The sequence below is a fragment of the Nocardioides gansuensis genome (assembly GCF_003076135.1).
Classification (GTDB): Bacteria; Actinomycetota; Actinomycetes; order Propionibacteriales; family Nocardioidaceae; genus Nocardioides; species Nocardioides gansuensis.
Map to the genome: position 1 here is coordinate 321,379 of NZ_QDGZ01000006.1, position 16,748 is coordinate 338,126.

General features: G+C 68.7%; 13 protein-coding genes and 3 tRNA genes. 5 read left to right on the top strand and 11 right to left on the bottom strand.

What is annotated here, in order from left to right:
- The first annotated feature begins 2 nt into the window (after positions 1–2).
- Both DDE18_RS15460 and DDE18_RS15465 read left to right on the top strand, forming a co-directional pair.
- Positions 3–1,097 carry a potassium channel family protein gene (locus DDE18_RS15460; RefSeq protein WP_245916738.1) on the top strand — a complete coding sequence of 365 codons (1,095 nt, stop codon included), beginning with the start codon at positions 3–5 and terminating at the stop codon, positions 1,095–1,097.
- Positions 1,098–1,174: 77 nt separating this feature from the next.
- A complete protein-coding gene (locus DDE18_RS15465) occupies positions 1,175–3,154 on the top strand; it encodes an ATP-binding protein (RefSeq protein ID WP_116573148.1) in 1,980 nt (659 codons plus the stop codon).
- Between the two features lie 3 nt (positions 3,155–3,157).
- On the opposite strand, the gene DDE18_RS15470 is transcribed toward DDE18_RS15465, so the two are convergent.
- The 3 genes from DDE18_RS15470 to DDE18_RS15480 are packed head-to-tail and all read right to left on the bottom strand — an operon-like array spanning position 3,158 to position 4,950.
- Complete coding sequence (locus DDE18_RS15470) at positions 3,158–3,742, bottom strand: Trp biosynthesis-associated membrane protein (RefSeq protein WP_116573149.1); 585 nt, start codon at positions 3,740–3,742, stop codon at positions 3,158–3,160.
- Complete coding sequence (gene hisI, locus DDE18_RS15475; RefSeq protein WP_116573150.1) at positions 3,735–4,085, bottom strand: phosphoribosyl-AMP cyclohydrolase; 351 nt, start codon at positions 4,083–4,085, stop codon at positions 3,735–3,737. The genes DDE18_RS15470 and hisI overlap by 8 nt, the downstream gene beginning before the upstream one ends.
- A 43-nt stretch (positions 4,086–4,128) precedes the next feature.
- Positions 4,129–4,950, bottom strand: coding sequence for an aminotransferase class IV (locus DDE18_RS15480; RefSeq protein ID WP_116573151.1), 822 nt, complete (start codon positions 4,948–4,950; stop codon positions 4,129–4,131).
- Positions 4,951–5,087: 137 nt separating this feature from the next.
- On the opposite strand from DDE18_RS15480, the gene DDE18_RS15485 reads away from it, so the two are divergent.
- The 3 genes from DDE18_RS15485 (at position 5,088) to DDE18_RS15495 (ending at position 5,367) form a co-directional block, all read left to right on the top strand.
- Positions 5,088–5,160, top strand: a tRNA-Gly gene (locus DDE18_RS15485).
- Between the two features lie 33 nt (positions 5,161–5,193).
- A tRNA-Cys gene (locus tag DDE18_RS15490) sits at positions 5,194–5,267 on the top strand.
- A 25-nt stretch (positions 5,268–5,292) separates the two neighbouring features.
- Positions 5,293–5,367: transfer RNA gene (locus DDE18_RS15495), tRNA-Val, on the top strand.
- Positions 5,368–5,532: 165 nt separating this feature from the next.
- Here DDE18_RS15495 and DDE18_RS15500 read toward each other — a convergent pair.
- From DDE18_RS15500 to DDE18_RS15535, 8 genes are all read right to left on the bottom strand, one after another.
- Positions 5,533–5,730 carry a helix-turn-helix domain-containing protein gene (locus DDE18_RS15500; protein WP_116573152.1) on the bottom strand — a complete coding sequence of 66 codons (198 nt, stop codon included), beginning with the start codon at positions 5,728–5,730 and terminating at the stop codon, positions 5,533–5,535.
- The gene (locus DDE18_RS15505; protein ID WP_116573153.1) at positions 5,723–5,962 is read right to left on the bottom strand and encodes a hypothetical protein; all 240 of its coding nucleotides are present in this window, start codon (positions 5,960–5,962) and stop codon (positions 5,723–5,725) included. The genes DDE18_RS15500 and DDE18_RS15505 overlap by 8 nt, the downstream gene beginning before the upstream one ends.
- A 170-nt stretch (positions 5,963–6,132) precedes the next feature.
- Positions 6,133–8,826 carry a MobF family relaxase gene (gene mobF, locus DDE18_RS15510; protein ID WP_245916740.1) on the bottom strand — a complete coding sequence of 898 codons (2,694 nt, stop codon included), beginning with the start codon at positions 8,824–8,826 and terminating at the stop codon, positions 6,133–6,135.
- A 626-nt stretch (positions 8,827–9,452) separates the two neighbouring features.
- Complete coding sequence (locus DDE18_RS15515) at positions 9,453–11,780, bottom strand: ATP-binding protein (RefSeq protein ID WP_116573155.1); 2,328 nt, start codon at positions 11,778–11,780, stop codon at positions 9,453–9,455.
- A 149-nt stretch (positions 11,781–11,929) separates the two neighbouring features.
- Positions 11,930–12,976 (bottom strand): AraC family transcriptional regulator, encoded by a 1,047-nt coding sequence (locus DDE18_RS15520; protein ID WP_170313289.1) that lies wholly within the window; start codon positions 12,974–12,976, stop codon positions 11,930–11,932.
- 403 nt (positions 12,977–13,379) lie between these two features.
- The gene (locus DDE18_RS15525) at positions 13,380–14,390 is read right to left on the bottom strand and encodes an NADP-dependent oxidoreductase (RefSeq protein ID WP_116573157.1); all 1,011 of its coding nucleotides are present in this window, start codon (positions 14,388–14,390) and stop codon (positions 13,380–13,382) included.
- Positions 14,387–14,815 carry a nuclear transport factor 2 family protein gene (locus DDE18_RS15530; RefSeq protein ID WP_116573158.1) on the bottom strand — a complete coding sequence of 143 codons (429 nt, stop codon included), beginning with the start codon at positions 14,813–14,815 and terminating at the stop codon, positions 14,387–14,389. Before DDE18_RS15530 ends, DDE18_RS15525 begins: the two co-directional genes overlap by 4 nt.
- A gap of 348 nt (positions 14,816–15,163) precedes the next feature.
- Positions 15,164–16,066, bottom strand: a complete 903-nt coding sequence (locus DDE18_RS15535; RefSeq protein ID WP_116573159.1) for an MBL fold metallo-hydrolase — start codon at positions 16,064–16,066, stop codon at positions 15,164–15,166.
- Positions 16,067–16,748 lie beyond the last annotated feature (682 nt).

The following is a 16,748-nucleotide window of genomic DNA, read 5'->3' on the forward strand; positions in this document are numbered from 1 at the left end:
GCGTGTCGGAGGCCCTCACCCCACCCGCCGGATCCACCACCGGTTCGGTCGCACTCCCGGCTGTGGTGCGCTCACCGTGGTGGGAGCTCGGGCGGCGGTTGTTGGCCGCCCTCTCGATCCTGGTGGGCACGGTGCTGCTGGTCTACCTCGATCGTGGCGGCTATACCGACAACAACGACCCCGAGCGGACACTGTCGCTCATCGACGCGATCTACTACACGACCGTCACCCTGAGCACGACCGGCTACGGCGACATCGCCCCGGTCACCGAGGGAGCCCGGTTGGTCAACGCGTTCATCATCACCCCGGCGCGCATCGCCTTCCTGGTGCTGCTGATCGGCACCACCCTGGAGGTCCTCGCCTCCCAGGGCCGCGAGATGTTCCGGGTCGCCCGGTGGAGGAAGAACATGGGAGAGCACGTCGTCGTCGTCGGCTACGGCACCAAGGGCCGCAGCGCCGTCGACACCCTGGTCAACAACGGTCACCCCCGGGAGGCGATCGTCGTCGTCGACCCCAGCCCGCTGGCGCTGGAGGAGGCGCACGAGGACGGCCTCGCCGTGGTCACGGGCGACGCGACGCGGCGGGAGGTGCTGCGACGCGCGGGCGTCGACAGCGCGACCCAGGTCATCATCACCACCGACAGCGACGCCTCCAACGTGCTCTCGACCCTCACGGTCCGCCAGCTCAACCCCGACGTCTGGATCGTCGCTGCCGTGCGCGAGCAGGAGAACGTGCCGCTGATGCGCCAGTCGGGCGCCAACTCGGTCATCACCTCCTCCGACGCCGTCGGCCGCCTGCTCGGGCTCTCGGCGATGTCCCCGATGCTCGGCACGGTCATGGAGGACCTGCTGGCCTACGGCGAGGGGCTCGAGGTCGCCGAGCGGGAGCTGCTCGTCAACGAGGTCGGCAAGCAACCGCAGTCGCTGCCCGACCAGGTGATCGCCGTGGTCCGGGACGAGAAGGTCTACCGCTACTTCGACCCGGTCGTGTCGCTGCTGGCCCGCGGCGACCGCCTGATCGTCGTACGGCCCGCCAAGGAGCTGCCGTGGGCACCCCGGCCGGGCACCCACGGCGAGGACCTCGCGGACGACGCGTGAGGCGGCGCACGAAGGTGGAGGCGTTCGCCGAGATGCAGTGACCGGCGCCCGACGGCGCGCTTTACTAGTGTGACCACATGAGCTCTCGGGCATTGGCTCGCTCTCTCGCGTGGGCGCTCGCCTACCTCGCGGCCGGTTTCCTGGGCCGTGCCACCGTCGGGGAGGGCGGCACCCTGGGCCTGGTGTGGCCGGCAGCGGGGGTCGGGTTCCTGTGGCTGCTGCTCCAGGACCGTTCCAGCCGGGTCTTCGACATCACGCTGCTGGGCGGCGTCGCCTTCGCGGTCAACCTGGCCACCGGGGCGCCCTGGCTCCAGGCCTGCCTGATCGGCGTGGCCAACGTCGTGCAGACGGTGCTGATGGTGGGGCTCGTGTCCCGCCTCATGCCACGCCTGTGGGGCTGCGGCGGGCGGCGCACGGTCGACGCCGTGTCGACACTGGCCGCGTTCGTGTTCTCCGCGTCGGTCGCCTGCCTGGCCGGCGTCGGCATCGGCACCCTGGGGCTCACCTTCCTGGGCAACCCGCAGGACCTGCTTTCTGGCGTGGTCTGGTGGGGCCGCAACACCGCGGGCATCCTCGGTGTCGGGATCCTGGGCCACCTGGTGCTGCACCGGCGACGGTTCGGTCCCCCTGAGCGTGCGGGGGCCCTGCAGGGCATGGGCGGTCCCCGCGAGCTCCTGACGCTGGCCGCTGTCACCGCCGGTGTCTACCTGCTGGCCTTCACCGCCGAGCTCCCGCTGGCGTTCCCGCTGCTCGCCGTGACGGTCTGGGCGGGGCTCCGGTTCTCCACCCTGGTCGCGGCGACGCACTCCGTCCTCTGCGGCGCCGTGGCGATCGCCTTCACCCTCGCGGGCATGGGGCCGTTCGCCAGGGTGGCAGACGCCCACACGGCGGCATTGCTCGCCCAGCTGTTCCTGCTCCTCGAGCTGGTGATGGCGCTCGCGCTGGCGACCTCCGCCGACGAGCGCGACCGCCTGGGCTCATCCCTGATGGCCGCCCAGGAGCAGACCGCGAGCCAGGCTGCCCTGCTCGCCACCCTGATCGACTCGATGTCCGAGGGCATCGTCGTGTTCAACGATCGCGGCGAGGTGGCCAGCGCCAACGACGCGGCGTACCAGGCGTTGGGTCTCGCGCCGGGGGACGCCGGGGCACTGATGCGCCAGGACGGCCGGCGCTGGCCCGACGGCTCGGAGATCGCCCCCGAGGATCAGCCGTCCCGCCTTGCCCTTGGGGGCGAGAAGGTGCGTGACATGGACCTGCTGTTCCGCGGGGCCGACGAGGTCAACCGGATCCTGGCTGTGTCCGCGACCCCGCTGCCGCCGCAGCAGGACGGCACCCGCCGCGGCGTGCTGGTCCTCCGGGACGTGACCGACGACCGGCGACAGCGCGAGGAGCTGGGCGCCTTCGCGGGTGTGGTGGCCCACGACCTGCGCAACCCGCTCCACGTGGTCGAGTCGTGGGCGGAGGTCCTGCAGGAGCAGTTCGAGGCGGCGTCGGAGGGACAGGCGATCGACGCCAGCTCTGCCCTCGGCATGCTCGGTCGCATCCGCGGTGCCAGCGGCCGGATGCGCACGCTCATCGAGGACCTGCTCACTCAGGCCACCTCGCAGAGCCGCGCCCTCGCGGCCAGCCGCGTCGACCTGGAGGGCCTCGTCGGCGAGGTGGCGGCCGCGCGTGGGATCGATGAGGTCGTTCGGGTGGGGGACCTCCCAGAGGTGTACGCCGATCGCGGCATGACCCGGCAGCTGATCGACAACCTGCTGGGCAACGCGGCCAAGTACGTCGCACAGGGCGTCACCCCGCGGATCCTGGTGACGGGGGAGCAGCGGGGGGTCCAGGTCTTGGTGCGCGTCGCGGACAACGGCATCGGGATCCCTGAGGGCCACCAGCAGCTCGTGTTCCAGTCGTTCCACCGTGCACACCAGGACGGCTACACCGGCACCGGCCTCGGGCTGGCGATCTGCGCCCGCATCGTCGAGCGGCACGGGGGACAGATCGCCGTGACCTCGCGCGAAGGTGGCGGGAGCGTCTTCGAGCTCACCCTGCCGGCGCCCCGCTGACGATCACTCGGTGGGGTCGCGGCCCTCGTCGATCGCACGCCAGATGTCGAGGTTGCCCTCCGGCTGCTGCTGGTCGGCCGCCGTCCCCGACGGTGCGTCGTACCTGCTGCCCATCTCGGGCCACGACGGCGCCAGCAGCACCGCTGCCGCCGTGGCGACCAGCGACAGGAGGCCGGCGACCAGGGCGGCCGCCCACCAGGCGGTGACGTGCACGACGGCGGTGTCCTCGCCGGATGCGGACATCAGCGCCCGGGCCAGGCTGTCCTGCAGGTCGCGGAAGGCCACCGCGGCGGTGACGACCAGCCCGAGGGCGGCGAGGGCCCCCAGGGCGGCGACGACGCGGCGTACGGCGCCCCGGGTGACCAGGACGACGCCCCAGCAGGCGAGGAGCACCAGGCCCAGCGCGGCCGCGAGCGGCGACTCCTGGGCCGCGGTGATGTCGATCGCGGCCGCGTAGGCCGAGCTCCCGGTGTCGACGCGCCCCGACGACCCCTCGACCCACGGGCGGGTGGCGGCGACGGTGGCCAGCACGGCCGCGGCGAGCCCGCCGAGGACGACCGGGCCGAACGTGCGGCGTCGGTCAGGCATCGGCCGCGTGGACCAGGTCGGCGTCGAAGCAGGTGCGGTCGCCGGTGTGGCACGCGGCGCCCTCCTGGTCGACCTTCACCAGCAGCGTGTCGCCGTCGCAGTCGAGGCGCACCTCCCGCACCCACTGGCGGTGGCCGGACGTCTCGCCCTTGACCCAGTATTCCCCGCGCGAGCGGCTCCAGTAGGTCGCGCGGCCGGTCTCGATCGTCCGGGCGAGCGCCTCGTCGTCCATCCAGCCCAGCATCAGCACCTCGCCGGTGTCGTGCTGCTGCACCACGGCGGGCACCAGTCCGTCGGGGGTGCGCTTGAGCCGGGCAGCCAGGGCGGGATCGAGATCGCTCACCCCTCCAGTATCCCGTCGGCTGGTCGAGCGCAGTCGGGACCCCTCACGGGTCGGCGGTCTCGGCCTCCCGCTCGGCCCAGGTCCGCGCGCACTCGGCGGTGACCGGCCCGGGCCCGGGCAGCTCGCGGTCGTCCCAGCGGGTGATCGCCTGCACGTCGCGGGTGGTGGAGACGAGGAAGGCCTCGTCGGCCGCCTGGGCCACCTCCAGGGGCTCGTCGACCTCGCGACCCCCGCACCACTCGAGCACCAGCGCACGCGTCACGCCGGCCAGGCAGCCGCTGGCCAGGGTCGGGGTGCGCAGTTCGCCATCGACGACGTAGAACACGTTGGAGCCCGTGCCCTCGCAGAGGTGGCCGACCGTGTTGGCGAAGATCGCCTCGGTCGCGCCGTGCTCGGCCGCGCGGGCGAGGGCGATGACGTTCTCGGCGTACGACGTGGTCTTGAGGCCCGTGGTAGCGCCACGCTCGTTGCGTGGCCACGGGACGGTGACGACGCTCGTCGTGGCCGCCGGGGGAGTGGCGGCGGCGTAGGCCACGACCAGGGTGGCCGGACCGTCCCCCCGGCCGGAGCCCATCGGGGCGGGGCCGCCGCTGTAGGTGATCCGCAGCCGGCCGAAGGGCTCGCTGGGACCCTCGAGGACCTCCGCGACCCCCCGGCGTACCTCCGCCTCGTCCGGCACCGGCAGGCCGAGCCCCTCCGCGGAGCGGGCCAGCCGCTGGAGGTGGCGGGTCAGGGCGAACGGCGTGCCCTCGACCACCTTGATCGTCTCGAAGACACCGTCGCCCACGGTGAAGCCGTGGTCCGTCACGGAGAGCGCAGGGCCCTCGGGGTCCTGGGTGAGCCGGCCGTTGATCCACGCGCGCATGGGGACACTCTAGGAGCCGGTTGGGACCCGAACAGGGGGCGACCCGCGCGGGGGACGGACCCGATTTTGGTGCCCGTCGGGCGATGGGCTACTGTTCTGCTCGCACTTCCGGCCGGGGAACCGGCAGGAAAGCGCAAGCGGACGTAGCTCAGTTGGTAGAGCGCAACCTTGCCAAGGTTGAGGTCGCGAGTTCGAGCCTCGTCGTCCGCTCGGAGAGGTCTCTCCCAGCCGTAGGACCTCCGCGGTGGGTTGGCCGAGAGGCGAGGCAACGGACTGCAAATCCGTGTACACGGGTTCAAATCCCGTACCCACCTCCACGCTCCAAAGACAAATCAAGAGCACGGGCGATTGGCGCAGCGGTAGCGCGCTTCCTTGACACGGAAGAGGTCACTGGTTCAAACCCAGTATCGCCCACCAGAGAACACGCAGGTCAGAGGCCCTTTCGAGGGCCTCTTTCCATGTCGCGTGCAACATACGTGCAACAAGCTCACTGCTTGTTCCGGCCACCAACTGCCACGGGTGCTGGTCGTTCGGCCGGTTGGTTCGGTCACCGCCCGTCACGATCAAACCGCCTGCCCGCCCTCAGCATCGCGCTGAGGGGATCTGCCGAGGCGCGGCCTCGAGGTCCTCGAGCTTGATCCGGATGGCGCGCTTGCCGCAGCGGTACGCCGGGAGTGTGCCGGCTGCGATCCAGCGTCGGATCGTCTTGACCGAGACCGACATGGCCTCGGCGGCCTCGTCGAGGCTGAGGTAGACCGGGATGGCGCGTCGTTCAGTCATCGGAACGCCCCTCCGCGCGTGGGTCGGTGGCGGAGGCGAGGAAGCGTCGGGCTTCGGCGACGGTGATGTAGAGCCGGCCGATGCCTTGGAAGCGGGTCCATCGTGGGCCGACGCCGCGCCGGCGCCAGTCGCGGACGGTGCGTTGCGGTGTGCGGATGAGGTCGCAGAACTCCTCGAACAGGATCAGGTTGTTGTCGTCCCAGTCGTCCGGGATGCCGATGGGTGTCACCATCAGGTTGCCTTTCGTCGTGGCCGCCGACGGATTCGGCGACCCATCTGGAGAAGCAACCTCGCGCTCGGCGGATCGGACATTTGTGACCGCTGCTGTCGAGACCGGAGCCTCTCCTGGTCTCCTATGTCGTCCAGACCCTCCGGGCGATCAGTCGGCGACGAGGAAGTTGGTCAGCGACCCATCCCGCGGGAACCCGGAAGGGAAGTGGGTGGGGAGGTCGGGATCGGCTGAGGCGGGCGCCGGGCACCGTCCCGCAGCGCCGCGGCCTGCAGTCCGATGGGACGCGACGGCACGTTCGGCCCGTACCGGTCGATGTCGTCGGCGGCCTTCTGGGCGGCGTGCTCGGGTCCGAGGTCGGCGCGGTCCCGGCTGAAGACCTCGACCCATTGGCTGCGGGCGTCGTCGAACGACTCGGCGACGAGGTGGGCGGTGTTGTGGTGGCGGCCGCGGGTCATGGCGACGTACGCGGACGCGGCGCCGGTGGTCTCGCCGAGCGCGATGTGGGCGGAGTCGACGGTCTCGCCTTGGGCGCCGTAGGCGGTGGTGGTGAAGGCGAGCTCGACGTGCTTGCTGACGTACTCGGTGGGGATCGTGCGTTGGCCGGCGCGGCCTGTGACGAGCAGGCTGCCGTCTTCGCCGATTCCGGCGACGGTCCAGGTGTCACGGTTGGCGACGGCGAGGGCGCGGTCGTTTCGTCGGGTGGCGACTCGGTCGCCGAGACCGATCCGCTCACCACGGCGCGTGATGTGCTCACCAGCCCGCTCACCAGCGCCCTCACCAGGGCGCTCACCAGACTGCTCACCGAGCGGTACGTCAGCGCCGTGGCGGCGGTCGCGGATGGCTGCGTTGAGCGCAGCGACCTGGTCACGGGTGTCGGCGATGACGAGCCGGTCACCCGTGTCAGCGCCGTCGGCGCCGATGGCGGCCAAGGCTGCGGTGCGTTCGACCTCGCTGGCATGGAGAACGATCTGGCCGCGCTCATAAAGCATGTCGAAGACCTCACCAGGGCGCTCACCAGTGCGCATGAGCAGGCTGAGGTCGGCGTACGCCGGATCGCTGAACCGGTGTACCGACTCGAGCTCGAGGTGTCCCGCGGGTGACACCCAGCGTGCGGCGAGGTCGAGGACGCCACCGCGGCCGACTGCCGGCAGCTGGTGGCGGTCGCCGAGGAGCGCGACGGTCGCGTGCGCCCGGTCGGCGATGGCGAACAGCGCGCGGGCGGTGTCCTGGTCGAGCATGCCGGCCTCGTCGACGAGGAGGACGTCGCCGGGGAGAAGCCGTGCGCGGGCCCCGGGTGCGGCGTCAGTCTGCGACCAGTGGCCGTCCTGGTCCCAGCGGTAGCCGTGTTGGTGGATAAGCCAGGCGGCGGAGAAGGCGTCGGCGCCGACCTGCTGCTTCGCCGCCTGGGCAGCCTTGAGGGTCGGGGTGACGACCACCAGTCGACGATCGGCGTCGTCAAGTACCTCGCGTGCAGCAGCGAGTGTCGTGGTCTTCCCGGTGCCGGCGGCACCTTCGACCACGAGCAGACCGGCGTCGCCGGCGAGCGCCGCGACGACGCGTCGTTGCGCGGGGTCGAGGTTGTCGATGCCGCGGAGCCGCACGGCTCCGGTCACCGGTTGCGAAGCGCGGGCAGCGAAGGTGTCGACCAGGTCGGCCTCGACCGCCAGGACCCGCTCGGAGGTCAGGCTGCGGACGTGCTCGGGGACGTCATCGCGTTTGATCAGCGGCACGCACCGTGTGAGCGCACGGTCGGCGATGTCTTCGACCAGCTCGTTCCGGACCGCTGGTTCGGCGACGACCCCGACGGAGGCGATCAGTCGTTCGGCCTCGCCGCGGATGTCGGGTGCGTTCCACGCGGACCGCTTTGCGCCGAGCCGGGTGAGCACGAGGTCGGCGGCGACGTCGCGGCTGAGCCGACCAATCTGGAGACCCGGCCCTGTCGCCGGGCTGGTCGGTGGCGTGAACCCGAGGTCGCGCAGTTCGCTGGTCCACGCGGCGACGAGGTCGGCGCCGCTGCGGGGCACAACCTTGTCCGGTCGCGCGTCCGCCCACGCGCGTCGGTCCCAGGTACGGCGCAGGCGCGGCCCGGGCTCCTGGCCGGGGTGCTCGGCTCGCCAGGCGGCCTCGTACCGGTCGACGTTGCGGCCGATCTGTGCGGCGCGCTGGCTGAACCCGCCGGCGTACGGCGCGAGCTGACGGATCTCGCCGTCGTCGCCGAGCGTGTAGCCATGTCCGGCGAGGGCCGCCCGGAACTCCAGGTCGCACATCACGGCCGCGTGCCCGATCCCGTTGAGCGCCTCGATGCTGTCGACCACACCGACCGAGTGCAGTCCACGCCACGCCCCACGGCCGAAGACACGGGCATTGATCTGCACGTGCAGGTGGCGGTGCGGGTCGCCGGCCCGCGAGGTGTAGTGACGCACGACGGCCGCCTCCACCAGCTCCACCGGGACCTGCACCTGCCTGCCCCGTGGCCCGACCCGCGTGGTGGCGTGCTCGGCCACCCACCCGATCACCTCACCAGCCGCCCGATCCATCGCCGCGTCGTACGCCCTCGCGATGTCCGGGTGCAGCGCCGCGGCCAGCGACCACGACTTCGGCCCGTTCACCACGACCTCAACGAACCGCAACGCACGGGCGTCGTCACGCAACCGTCCCTTCGCCGCCCCGGTCAGCACGTCGTAGCCCGCGACCCAGCGCTCGTAGCTCGGGCCGTTAAGATCACCGACCCGCCGCACCGCACCGGGGCGCGCGATGTAGTGCGCGGCCAGACCGCTTCCCTCGGCCAGGTAGTCGTCTGCACGCGAGTGGTCCGCCTCCACGTAGGAGCGCGCAGCCGCCGCAGACCCCCGGTAGAACTTCACCCCACCACGCATCGCCCTCGTCACCGCCCGTCAGTACTCGTCACCTAGCCTTGAAATGACGCTCGGCCCGCCCCGAGGGGCGGACCGATCTACGGACCTTCGTAGCATGCGTGCCGCTCGGTTTGGAGGCTTCCGTGGACCGTGGAGGGCACGCGTCTTTGAGGTCGTGAATGTTCGTCAAGGGTTGTGATGCGGTCCGTTGAGGGAGCGCGCGAACGTGAAGTTCTGGGACATATGCGGGGAGAACCGGCCGTAGATGAGCCGGTCCGCCCGCAGCAACCGTGCTGGGGCATGCGCTGACAGTGGGCTCGAACCAGGCGGGCAGCCGGCTGGACAGACGCCCGCACGCACGGCCTCAGCCCAGAGGGTTCGCGCCTGACCCGGATGGTGGAACCTGCTGACGTGCCGTTGCAGACAGCCGGCTGTGGCGAGATGGTCGTTTAGCCACGACCGTTAGGACAGCGGCCTGGATCACCACGCGCTCGATGAAAGCCGGCGCGCTCCGCTCGTCCCCTTCAACAGAACTCGCCTCGTGCTCCGTGCATATCTCGAGGCATAGGTGGCATCCCTGGCGACCGCAAGCGGAAGACCGTGATCCGTCGGCATTGACGGGCGGGAAGCGGGCGTCACGGCTTTGAGCGCTCGGAGACCCAGACTGCGACCTGGGTGCGTGAGGTGAAGCCCAGCTTGACGAGGATGTGCTCGACATGGGTCTCGACCGTGCGTCTGGAGATCACCAGTTTTCGCGCGATGTCCTCGTTCGTGAGTCCGGTTGCGAGAAGTTCGGCGATCTGGTGCTCGCGCTTGGTGAGCACAGCAGGCCCGCTGTGGGGCTCGGGATTGGTATCCCGACCAGGCGCTGGCTTCTCCTCGAGCGCATAGGCGATCGCGGAAGGCAGGTCCATTTGGGCTCCTTCGGCGTACGACACGGTGAAGAGTTCCGACCCCAGGGCTTCCCGAGCGCTCTTCTCACTGTCCTGACGTATCGGGAACAGCCCCGAGTTTGCCTCCAGCGAGGTCGCCATCAGCGTCCACAGTGCGTCAGCCGCCCCTAGCAACCGGGCGGACCTGGAGGGATGCTCACCGGCATGCATCCAGGCGAGCGCTTCGAGACATAACGCAACGCCCAGCCGGTCGTCCATGCGCCGTTTCAGCTCGAGACTCAGCCTTACAAGTTCGACCGACCGCGTGCGGTCGCCGCCATCGGACCACCCGGCCAGGCCGAGGCCCAGCAGCGAGAAGGACCGGTACCAGGACTCCCCGGCCGCTTGACAGATGTCGATGCAGGCCTGATGAGCGGCCGTTGCGCGTTCGAGGTCCCCAGCCGACCAGTAGGTCATCGCCTGGACCGCGCGGGTCTCGGCGATATCGCGCAGGTTCCCACCCGACTGGAGGCCATCGAGCGCGCGCTCGAAGTTGTCGAGGGACTCTGCAAAGTCGCCGAGCAGCATCTGATGCCATCCCGCCACCTGGTCCACCAAGGCAATGGCCGGTGAGCCGATGTCGCGGGCAAGCTCCTGGGCTTCGGCTAGGAGGGACTCCGCGTCCTGCCGGTCGCCTTGCAGCGCAGCGAGCCCACACGCTGCACGCAGACCCCGAAATCGGGTGAGGCCGTGTTCCGGCACCAAGGGGAGCAGGCGGTGCAGCCACCCCCTGACTTCGCTGAGGGCCCCATACGCCAAGGCGTACTTGCGAAGGCGCGAGGCGAGCTCGAGCCCGGCGGTGGCCTCACCGGGTTCGGTGCAGCAGAACTCTAGGGCGAGCCGGAGGTTAGCCTCCTCGCGCCGCAGCCGTCGCATCCAGTCCACCTGCCGCGCGCTTATCCAGTCCGCGTCGACGCGGGCTAGGAGATCGGCATAGAAGTCGCGGTGCGCGCGCCGTGCGCTCTTGAGTGAACCGGCCGACTCCAGGCGCTCCAGACCGAACTGTCGGAGCACCTCATGCATCGTGTATCGGGCACGACCATCGCGCAGTGCGATCGTGAGGATTGACTTGTCGACCAGGGACTGCACGAGGCGGGAAATCGAGTCCCTGGTGGCCGAGGCATCAATGTCGGCGCCGACATACTGGATGGCGTCCATCTCGAAGCCCCCGGCGAAGACCGATAACCGTTCCCACAGGTCACGCTCCGCGGGTGAGCACAAGGTGGAGCTCCACTCGATGCACGCAGACATCGTGCGATGCCGCCCCGGTGCGCTGCGGCTGCCGATGTCGAGCAGCAACCAGTGCTCGCGAAGCCCTTCGAGCAACTCGGACGGTGACATGGCACGAAGCCTCACCGCGGCCAGCTCCAACGCCAGCGGAATGCCCTCCAGGTGCTCACAGATACCGAGCACCGCTGCTCGGTTCTCCTCATCCACGCTGAAACCGGAAATCACCTGGGTTGCTCGTTCGACGAACAGGCGTACTGACTCATACTCGTTGAGGGCGCCCTGATGCGCTGCCGGCGGCACTGACAGCGGAGTGACCGGCAGAACTGTCTCTCCAGCGATACGCATGGCTTCCCTGCTCGTGGCCAGAATGCGTAGCCGTGGGCAGCTCCTCAGCAAAGTGTCAGCCAGTACCGCGCAGTCGTCGACGAGGTGCTCGCAGTTGTCCAGGACCAGCAACAGCTCACGTGGCCTTAAGTACTCGGCCAGCCGGATCGCCCCGAACTCGCCGGACCGGTCGTGGATGCCCAGCACCGCTGCGGTCACGTCGGCGATCAGCCCGGGATCGGACAACTCTGCGAGCGGGACGAACCAGACGCCATCCGGCGTCGCGCGCCGCAACTCGGCGGCAACCTGCAGCGCGAGCCGGGTCTTCCCCACGCCGCCCAGCCCCGTCAACGTGACCAGCCGCGACTCGGACAGCAGCCGCCGCAGCTCGGCGCGATCGAGCCGCCGACCGACAAACGCAGTCAGTTCTGCCGGCAGACTCCACGAAGCGTCGTGCGCCAAGGCCAGTTGGCTCATGTCGATCAGAGTAAGCCTCGGATGCAGCTCAGAGTCCAGGTCGACGCATGCGCCCTGATGGCATCAGTGGACGGCCGTCCAGAGGCTCGGGAGACATCACACCGCGCACCTCACGCAAAGGCTAGAAACGCGCCAGATGCTCGACACCATCACGACGCTTCCACGCCTCCATCGCGTCGGACGATCCCGGCCCGGTGTGGTCGATCATCGATCGGATCGACGCCGGCGTCGCGGGCGTACATCTGGCGGTACTCGCGAGCAGAAATTCCGAAGACCTCACGAAACTCTTTGCCGAGATGACTGGCGTCGTAGTAGTTCCATCGGTGCGCGATCCTCCCGATCGTCAGGTTGGTGTTCAAGAGGTCCTGACGCACCGCGGCAAGCCGTTGCGCGCGGACCGCTGACTTCATGTTGTCGCCGGTGAGCGCGAAAGCGCGGTGGATGGTGCGGGTCGAGACCCGGTGAGCGGCCGCCAGGTCTTCGAGACGGACGGGGCCGTGCTTCAGTCGCTCTTCGATCGACCGTTCCAACTGCGCACGCAATGCCGGAAGAGCGGACTGGTCGCTCACGCAGACCCCCTCCGATCGGACGATGCCCGCGACCAGTGCGACCAGTGCCGTCCGTGCGGCCTCTGCCTCAGTGGCGGTCATCTCCGGAAGTTCCTTCCACACTTGGTCCAGGAAAGCGTTGAAAATGCTGACCAAGGGACGATCTGGTCCCAATGCGAGGGATCTGTGGACCTTGAGGCCGCTTTCCGCGGCCATCAGGGCGGCACGAGGAAGCAGTAGCGTGCGCTTCCGCACCCCTTGCTGCGTGGCGAAGCTGCCACGCCCCGCGCTCTCACTGCTCGTGATGACGAGAGCTCCCGGGCCGAACGCGCTTTTGGTGCCGCCGTACGACAGAATTTCCTCACCGCCGTGTCCCGCGATCACCACGACGACGTCCCGCTCGGGTTCTTCTCGCAGCGTGTTAGTAGTCAGGTATCCCTCCATGGGAGGGCAGTCCCAGTTCGTCAACAACAGGTCCGCCAGGTCGGCCGAAGCCACCTTGCCGGCCCCACGGTCGTCGCGGGGGAGCCGGATCCCTACCGCGCAAAACCGTTCACGCATGGTCTGTTCCCACAGCCCTTCACGATCGCCGACCTGATGCAGCGGGTCCACGGCTTGGTCGATCGCGTGCGACACGGCGACGGTCATAGGGGCCGCCTCCACGAGCCTCCGATGGGCGAGTGAACTTCGATGTTCACGAGGTACCTCCAGGACTGCGGATTCCGCACAAACTTGGCTTACTAAGCGCATGCTTATTGACTCTGAACTGTGGCACTCGCTCGGAGCCGCGTCAACACCTCCAGCGATGCCGTCGAGGCACCAGCCACTCGAGCAGGAAGATGGGTTCCCGTCAACCCCTGAGAGGTCCGAGTGGCACAGTCCGGCCGCCTCGATCCGGACCAGCAGTTCGTCACCGAGAGGCTCGTCCAGGGAGCTCACGCGGATAGGGCGTGAGTCGGCGAAAGGACGCGACGCCCCGCTGTTCTCGAGAACAGCACCTCGGATCTTCACTGGAGCACCCCTCCTTGCGTCCTGCACTGGCCAGCTCGCATCAGGACGGATCGGCCACGTGGATCATGCGCTTGCCGACGTTGGTCCCGTTGAGGACGCCGATGAGGCCCTCGGGCGTCTTCTCGAGGCCTTCGAGGATGTCCTCGGTCACCGCCAGGGAGCCGTCGTCCAGCCAGCCCTCGAGCGCCTGGAGTGCTTCGTCATTGCGGTCCGCGAAGTCGGTGTAGAGGAAGCCCTGCATCGTGAGGCTCTTGACGACCAGGACTCCGGGGACTCCGCGTGCTCCGCGTGAAGGGTTGGTCGTGTCGTACTGGGACACGACGCCGCAGCAGACGATGCGACCGCGGTGGGCCATGACACTGAGGGCCGTGTCCAGCGTCGTACCGCCCACGTTGTCGAAGAAGACGTCGATGCCATCAGGGCAGGCCGCCTTGAGGGCCTTGCGAAAGTCGTCGTCGCGGTAGCTGACCGCTGCATCGAAGCCGAGCTCGGAGGTGAGCCACTTCTGCTTCTCCGCGCTGCCACAGATGCCGACGACGCGACATCCGTGCAGCTTGGCGATCTGACCGACGAGGGCCCCGGTGGCACCGGCGGCCCCTGAGACGACGACGGTGTCCCCGGCCTTGGCTCGTCCGACCTCGAGCAGGCCGAAGTAGGCGGTCAGGCCCGTGATGCCCAGAACGCTCAGGTAATAGGAGAGCTTCCTGGTGGGACGGAGCGGGTTCAGCTCGCCGGACTCGACGACCGCCGACTCCTGCCAGCCGAGGTGGCCGGTGACGATGTCACCGACCGCGAAGTCCTCGCTGCGGCTCTCCGCCACCTGACCGATGGCGAAGGCGGGCATCGTGTCGCCCACCTGGATCGCGCTGCGGTAGGTGGCGCCCTGGAACCAGGCACGCTGAGCGGCGTCGATGGAGATCCACAGGACGCGGCACCGGACCTGGCCGTCGGCCAGGTCAGGCAGAGGCGCGGTCTCCAGCTCGAAGTGCGACGTCTCCAAGTGTTCGGTGGGCATCGCCGAAACGCGCCACCGCCTGGTGTGCTCGCTCACGAGACGGTCACCCCCGGGATGGCCGGGAGGAAGCGTCGCAGACCGTCGTACTGCATGACATTGAGGGTGTCGAGGTACTCGTTGACCGCGACGATCTTGCCTTCACTGCCCCGCACGATGAGCACGTACTCGTTGTCGTAGCCCTCGCCGGTCGCTCCCACGGTCGAACGCACCCGGATGCGGGCAATGCTCCTGCCACCCTCGGCGTCGAACTCCTCGTGGATGTCAACGTGGGTGCCGGCCGACTTGTCGTAGGCCGCCAGGGAGATCTTGTTGAACGCGACCACAGCCTCCTTGCCCTCGTGGGTGCCGCCGATACGACCCAGCGAAGTGGGCAGCGTCCAGCTGATGTCATCGGCGTACAACTCCTGCATCGCGGCGACATCGCCCAACGCGCGCGCCAGGTCTCCTGCGAGTGTGCTCATGTAAAACTCTCCTTCGGCCGCAAGTGGATGCCCGGCCGGCCCAGTGCTCATTGCTCCGCTTGCGCTGGAGCACCTGCCGCTGTGCCGGGCGGGACGCAATATTTGGGGTGACTGACCCCTACCTCAGACACTGCGGACGACCGCCCGTTCGTCCTGCAGGAGGTGGACGCATCTGGACAGGGTGATCGTTGCCCGCGGCCGGTGGCGCAGCGAGCCAGGTGTCGCGCAAGGCTCCGCGACCGGCCACGTTGGGTGGGACACTTGGATATGGCGCCGGCCGGGTCGATGCGCGTGGCGTTGGTCCCGGCTTGCTCGACCAGTGCGCGTCGAACGGGGTCTGCCTCTGAGCTACTCCGCGTCGCGCGCCGCGAACGCAGCGAAGGCGGAGAACTCCAGCGACCAAACCTGGCCGTGGTACGGGAACTTCTCCGTCATGATGGCAGTCAGCTCCTTGGCGTCCTTCGCAACCTCGAACGCGGCTGCGAACTGCTGGATGTAGGCACGCATCTCGGCGATCATCGTCTTGACCGCGTAGTCGTCGCCGTCGGGCCTGCGGTGTCCGGCCACGACCATGCGGGGGTTCAAGTTTTCCACGACGTCCACGGTCTCGAGCCAGTCCGACCATTCCTCCGGTGTGGAGAGGCCGAGCATCGGGTGGATCTCGTTGTAGATGGCGTCACCGGCGATTACGACGTCGATCTCGGGAACGTGCACGATCGTGGTGGGATGGACGTCGGCCTGCTTGACCTCGATGATCTTCAGCGGGGAGCCGTCGACGTAGAGCGTGTCGCCCTCGAACGGGTCGGGAAGCGCGCCGTAGGGAACGCTGGTGTCGCCGAACATCATCTCCCACAGCTCGGCATATTCGGCCATGGCCCCCGGGATCGCCTCGACGACATGTGGCAGCGCGATGCACTTCGCCTCGGGGAACCGCTCCTGCAACGGACCAATGCCCAGGTAGTGATCAGGGTGCGCATGCGTGATGTAGATCGTGGTGAGGGTCTTTCCTGTGCGCTCGATCAGGTCACCGAGGTCTCGAACGTCGTCCTTGAGGTACTGGGCGTCGATGAGAACGGCCTCGGTCGGGCCGCTCACGATGGTGGAGGATGAGGGCGGAAAAGTCCCGGTCTCTATTCCAGGATACGGAGTCCGGATCTCAGGCCACCGACCGTTGAACACCGTTGCGCGGGTCTGCGGCACGGCGGGTGTCGATTCCGAGCTTGCGTCCGGCGATTTAGCGTCAAGATCCACGATATTCCTCCAGGTTGCGGGGTGGGCAGCGCTCTATTCCCAACGTACGAGCAGGGGATCTCAATGACGTAGGCCGAATTCGCCCAACCGCGGTAGAGAAAAGACACGAAATTGCGCACGCACTCGGCACGCCGGTCGCTGAGCTGGCTACGGCCATCCGCAGGTCCTGAAAGGACCCACGAACTACGCACGGCCATCACGCGCCGGTCGATCGCCGCGAGCACGAAGGCGTTCCTGCCGATTAGCTCGGGGACCTACACCAAGCCGGGCGGCGCTGAACACCTCAGCGAAGGGCTCCAGACGCATCTCTTGGCGCACGAAGTACGAACTCCTCATCAGCGCGGAGTTGCTGGTCGTCTGCGTCGGGGCCCCGGACGGCGCGCTGTGCGCCCGCGCCGTCAGGGTCGTGACAGCCGTCCACGACAAGCGCGCAAACAGGCTTCACGCTGCCGATCTCGCGGTGCGCCTCGAAGGGAGTTTCGATCCTTCGAGCTTCGACGAGGGGTTATTGGGCGACCATTGGCCGGAGGGCGCGCAAGCCGTGGTTCGCACCTCTATCGCGCAAAAGGCCCGGAACCACAGGATCCATATGTTGCCGGGGGAACTTCGCCGACACGATGCCGATGAGGTCTTGAGCTCTTCGCGCGGTCATACGCGGCCGCGAATTCCTCGATGAGGAACG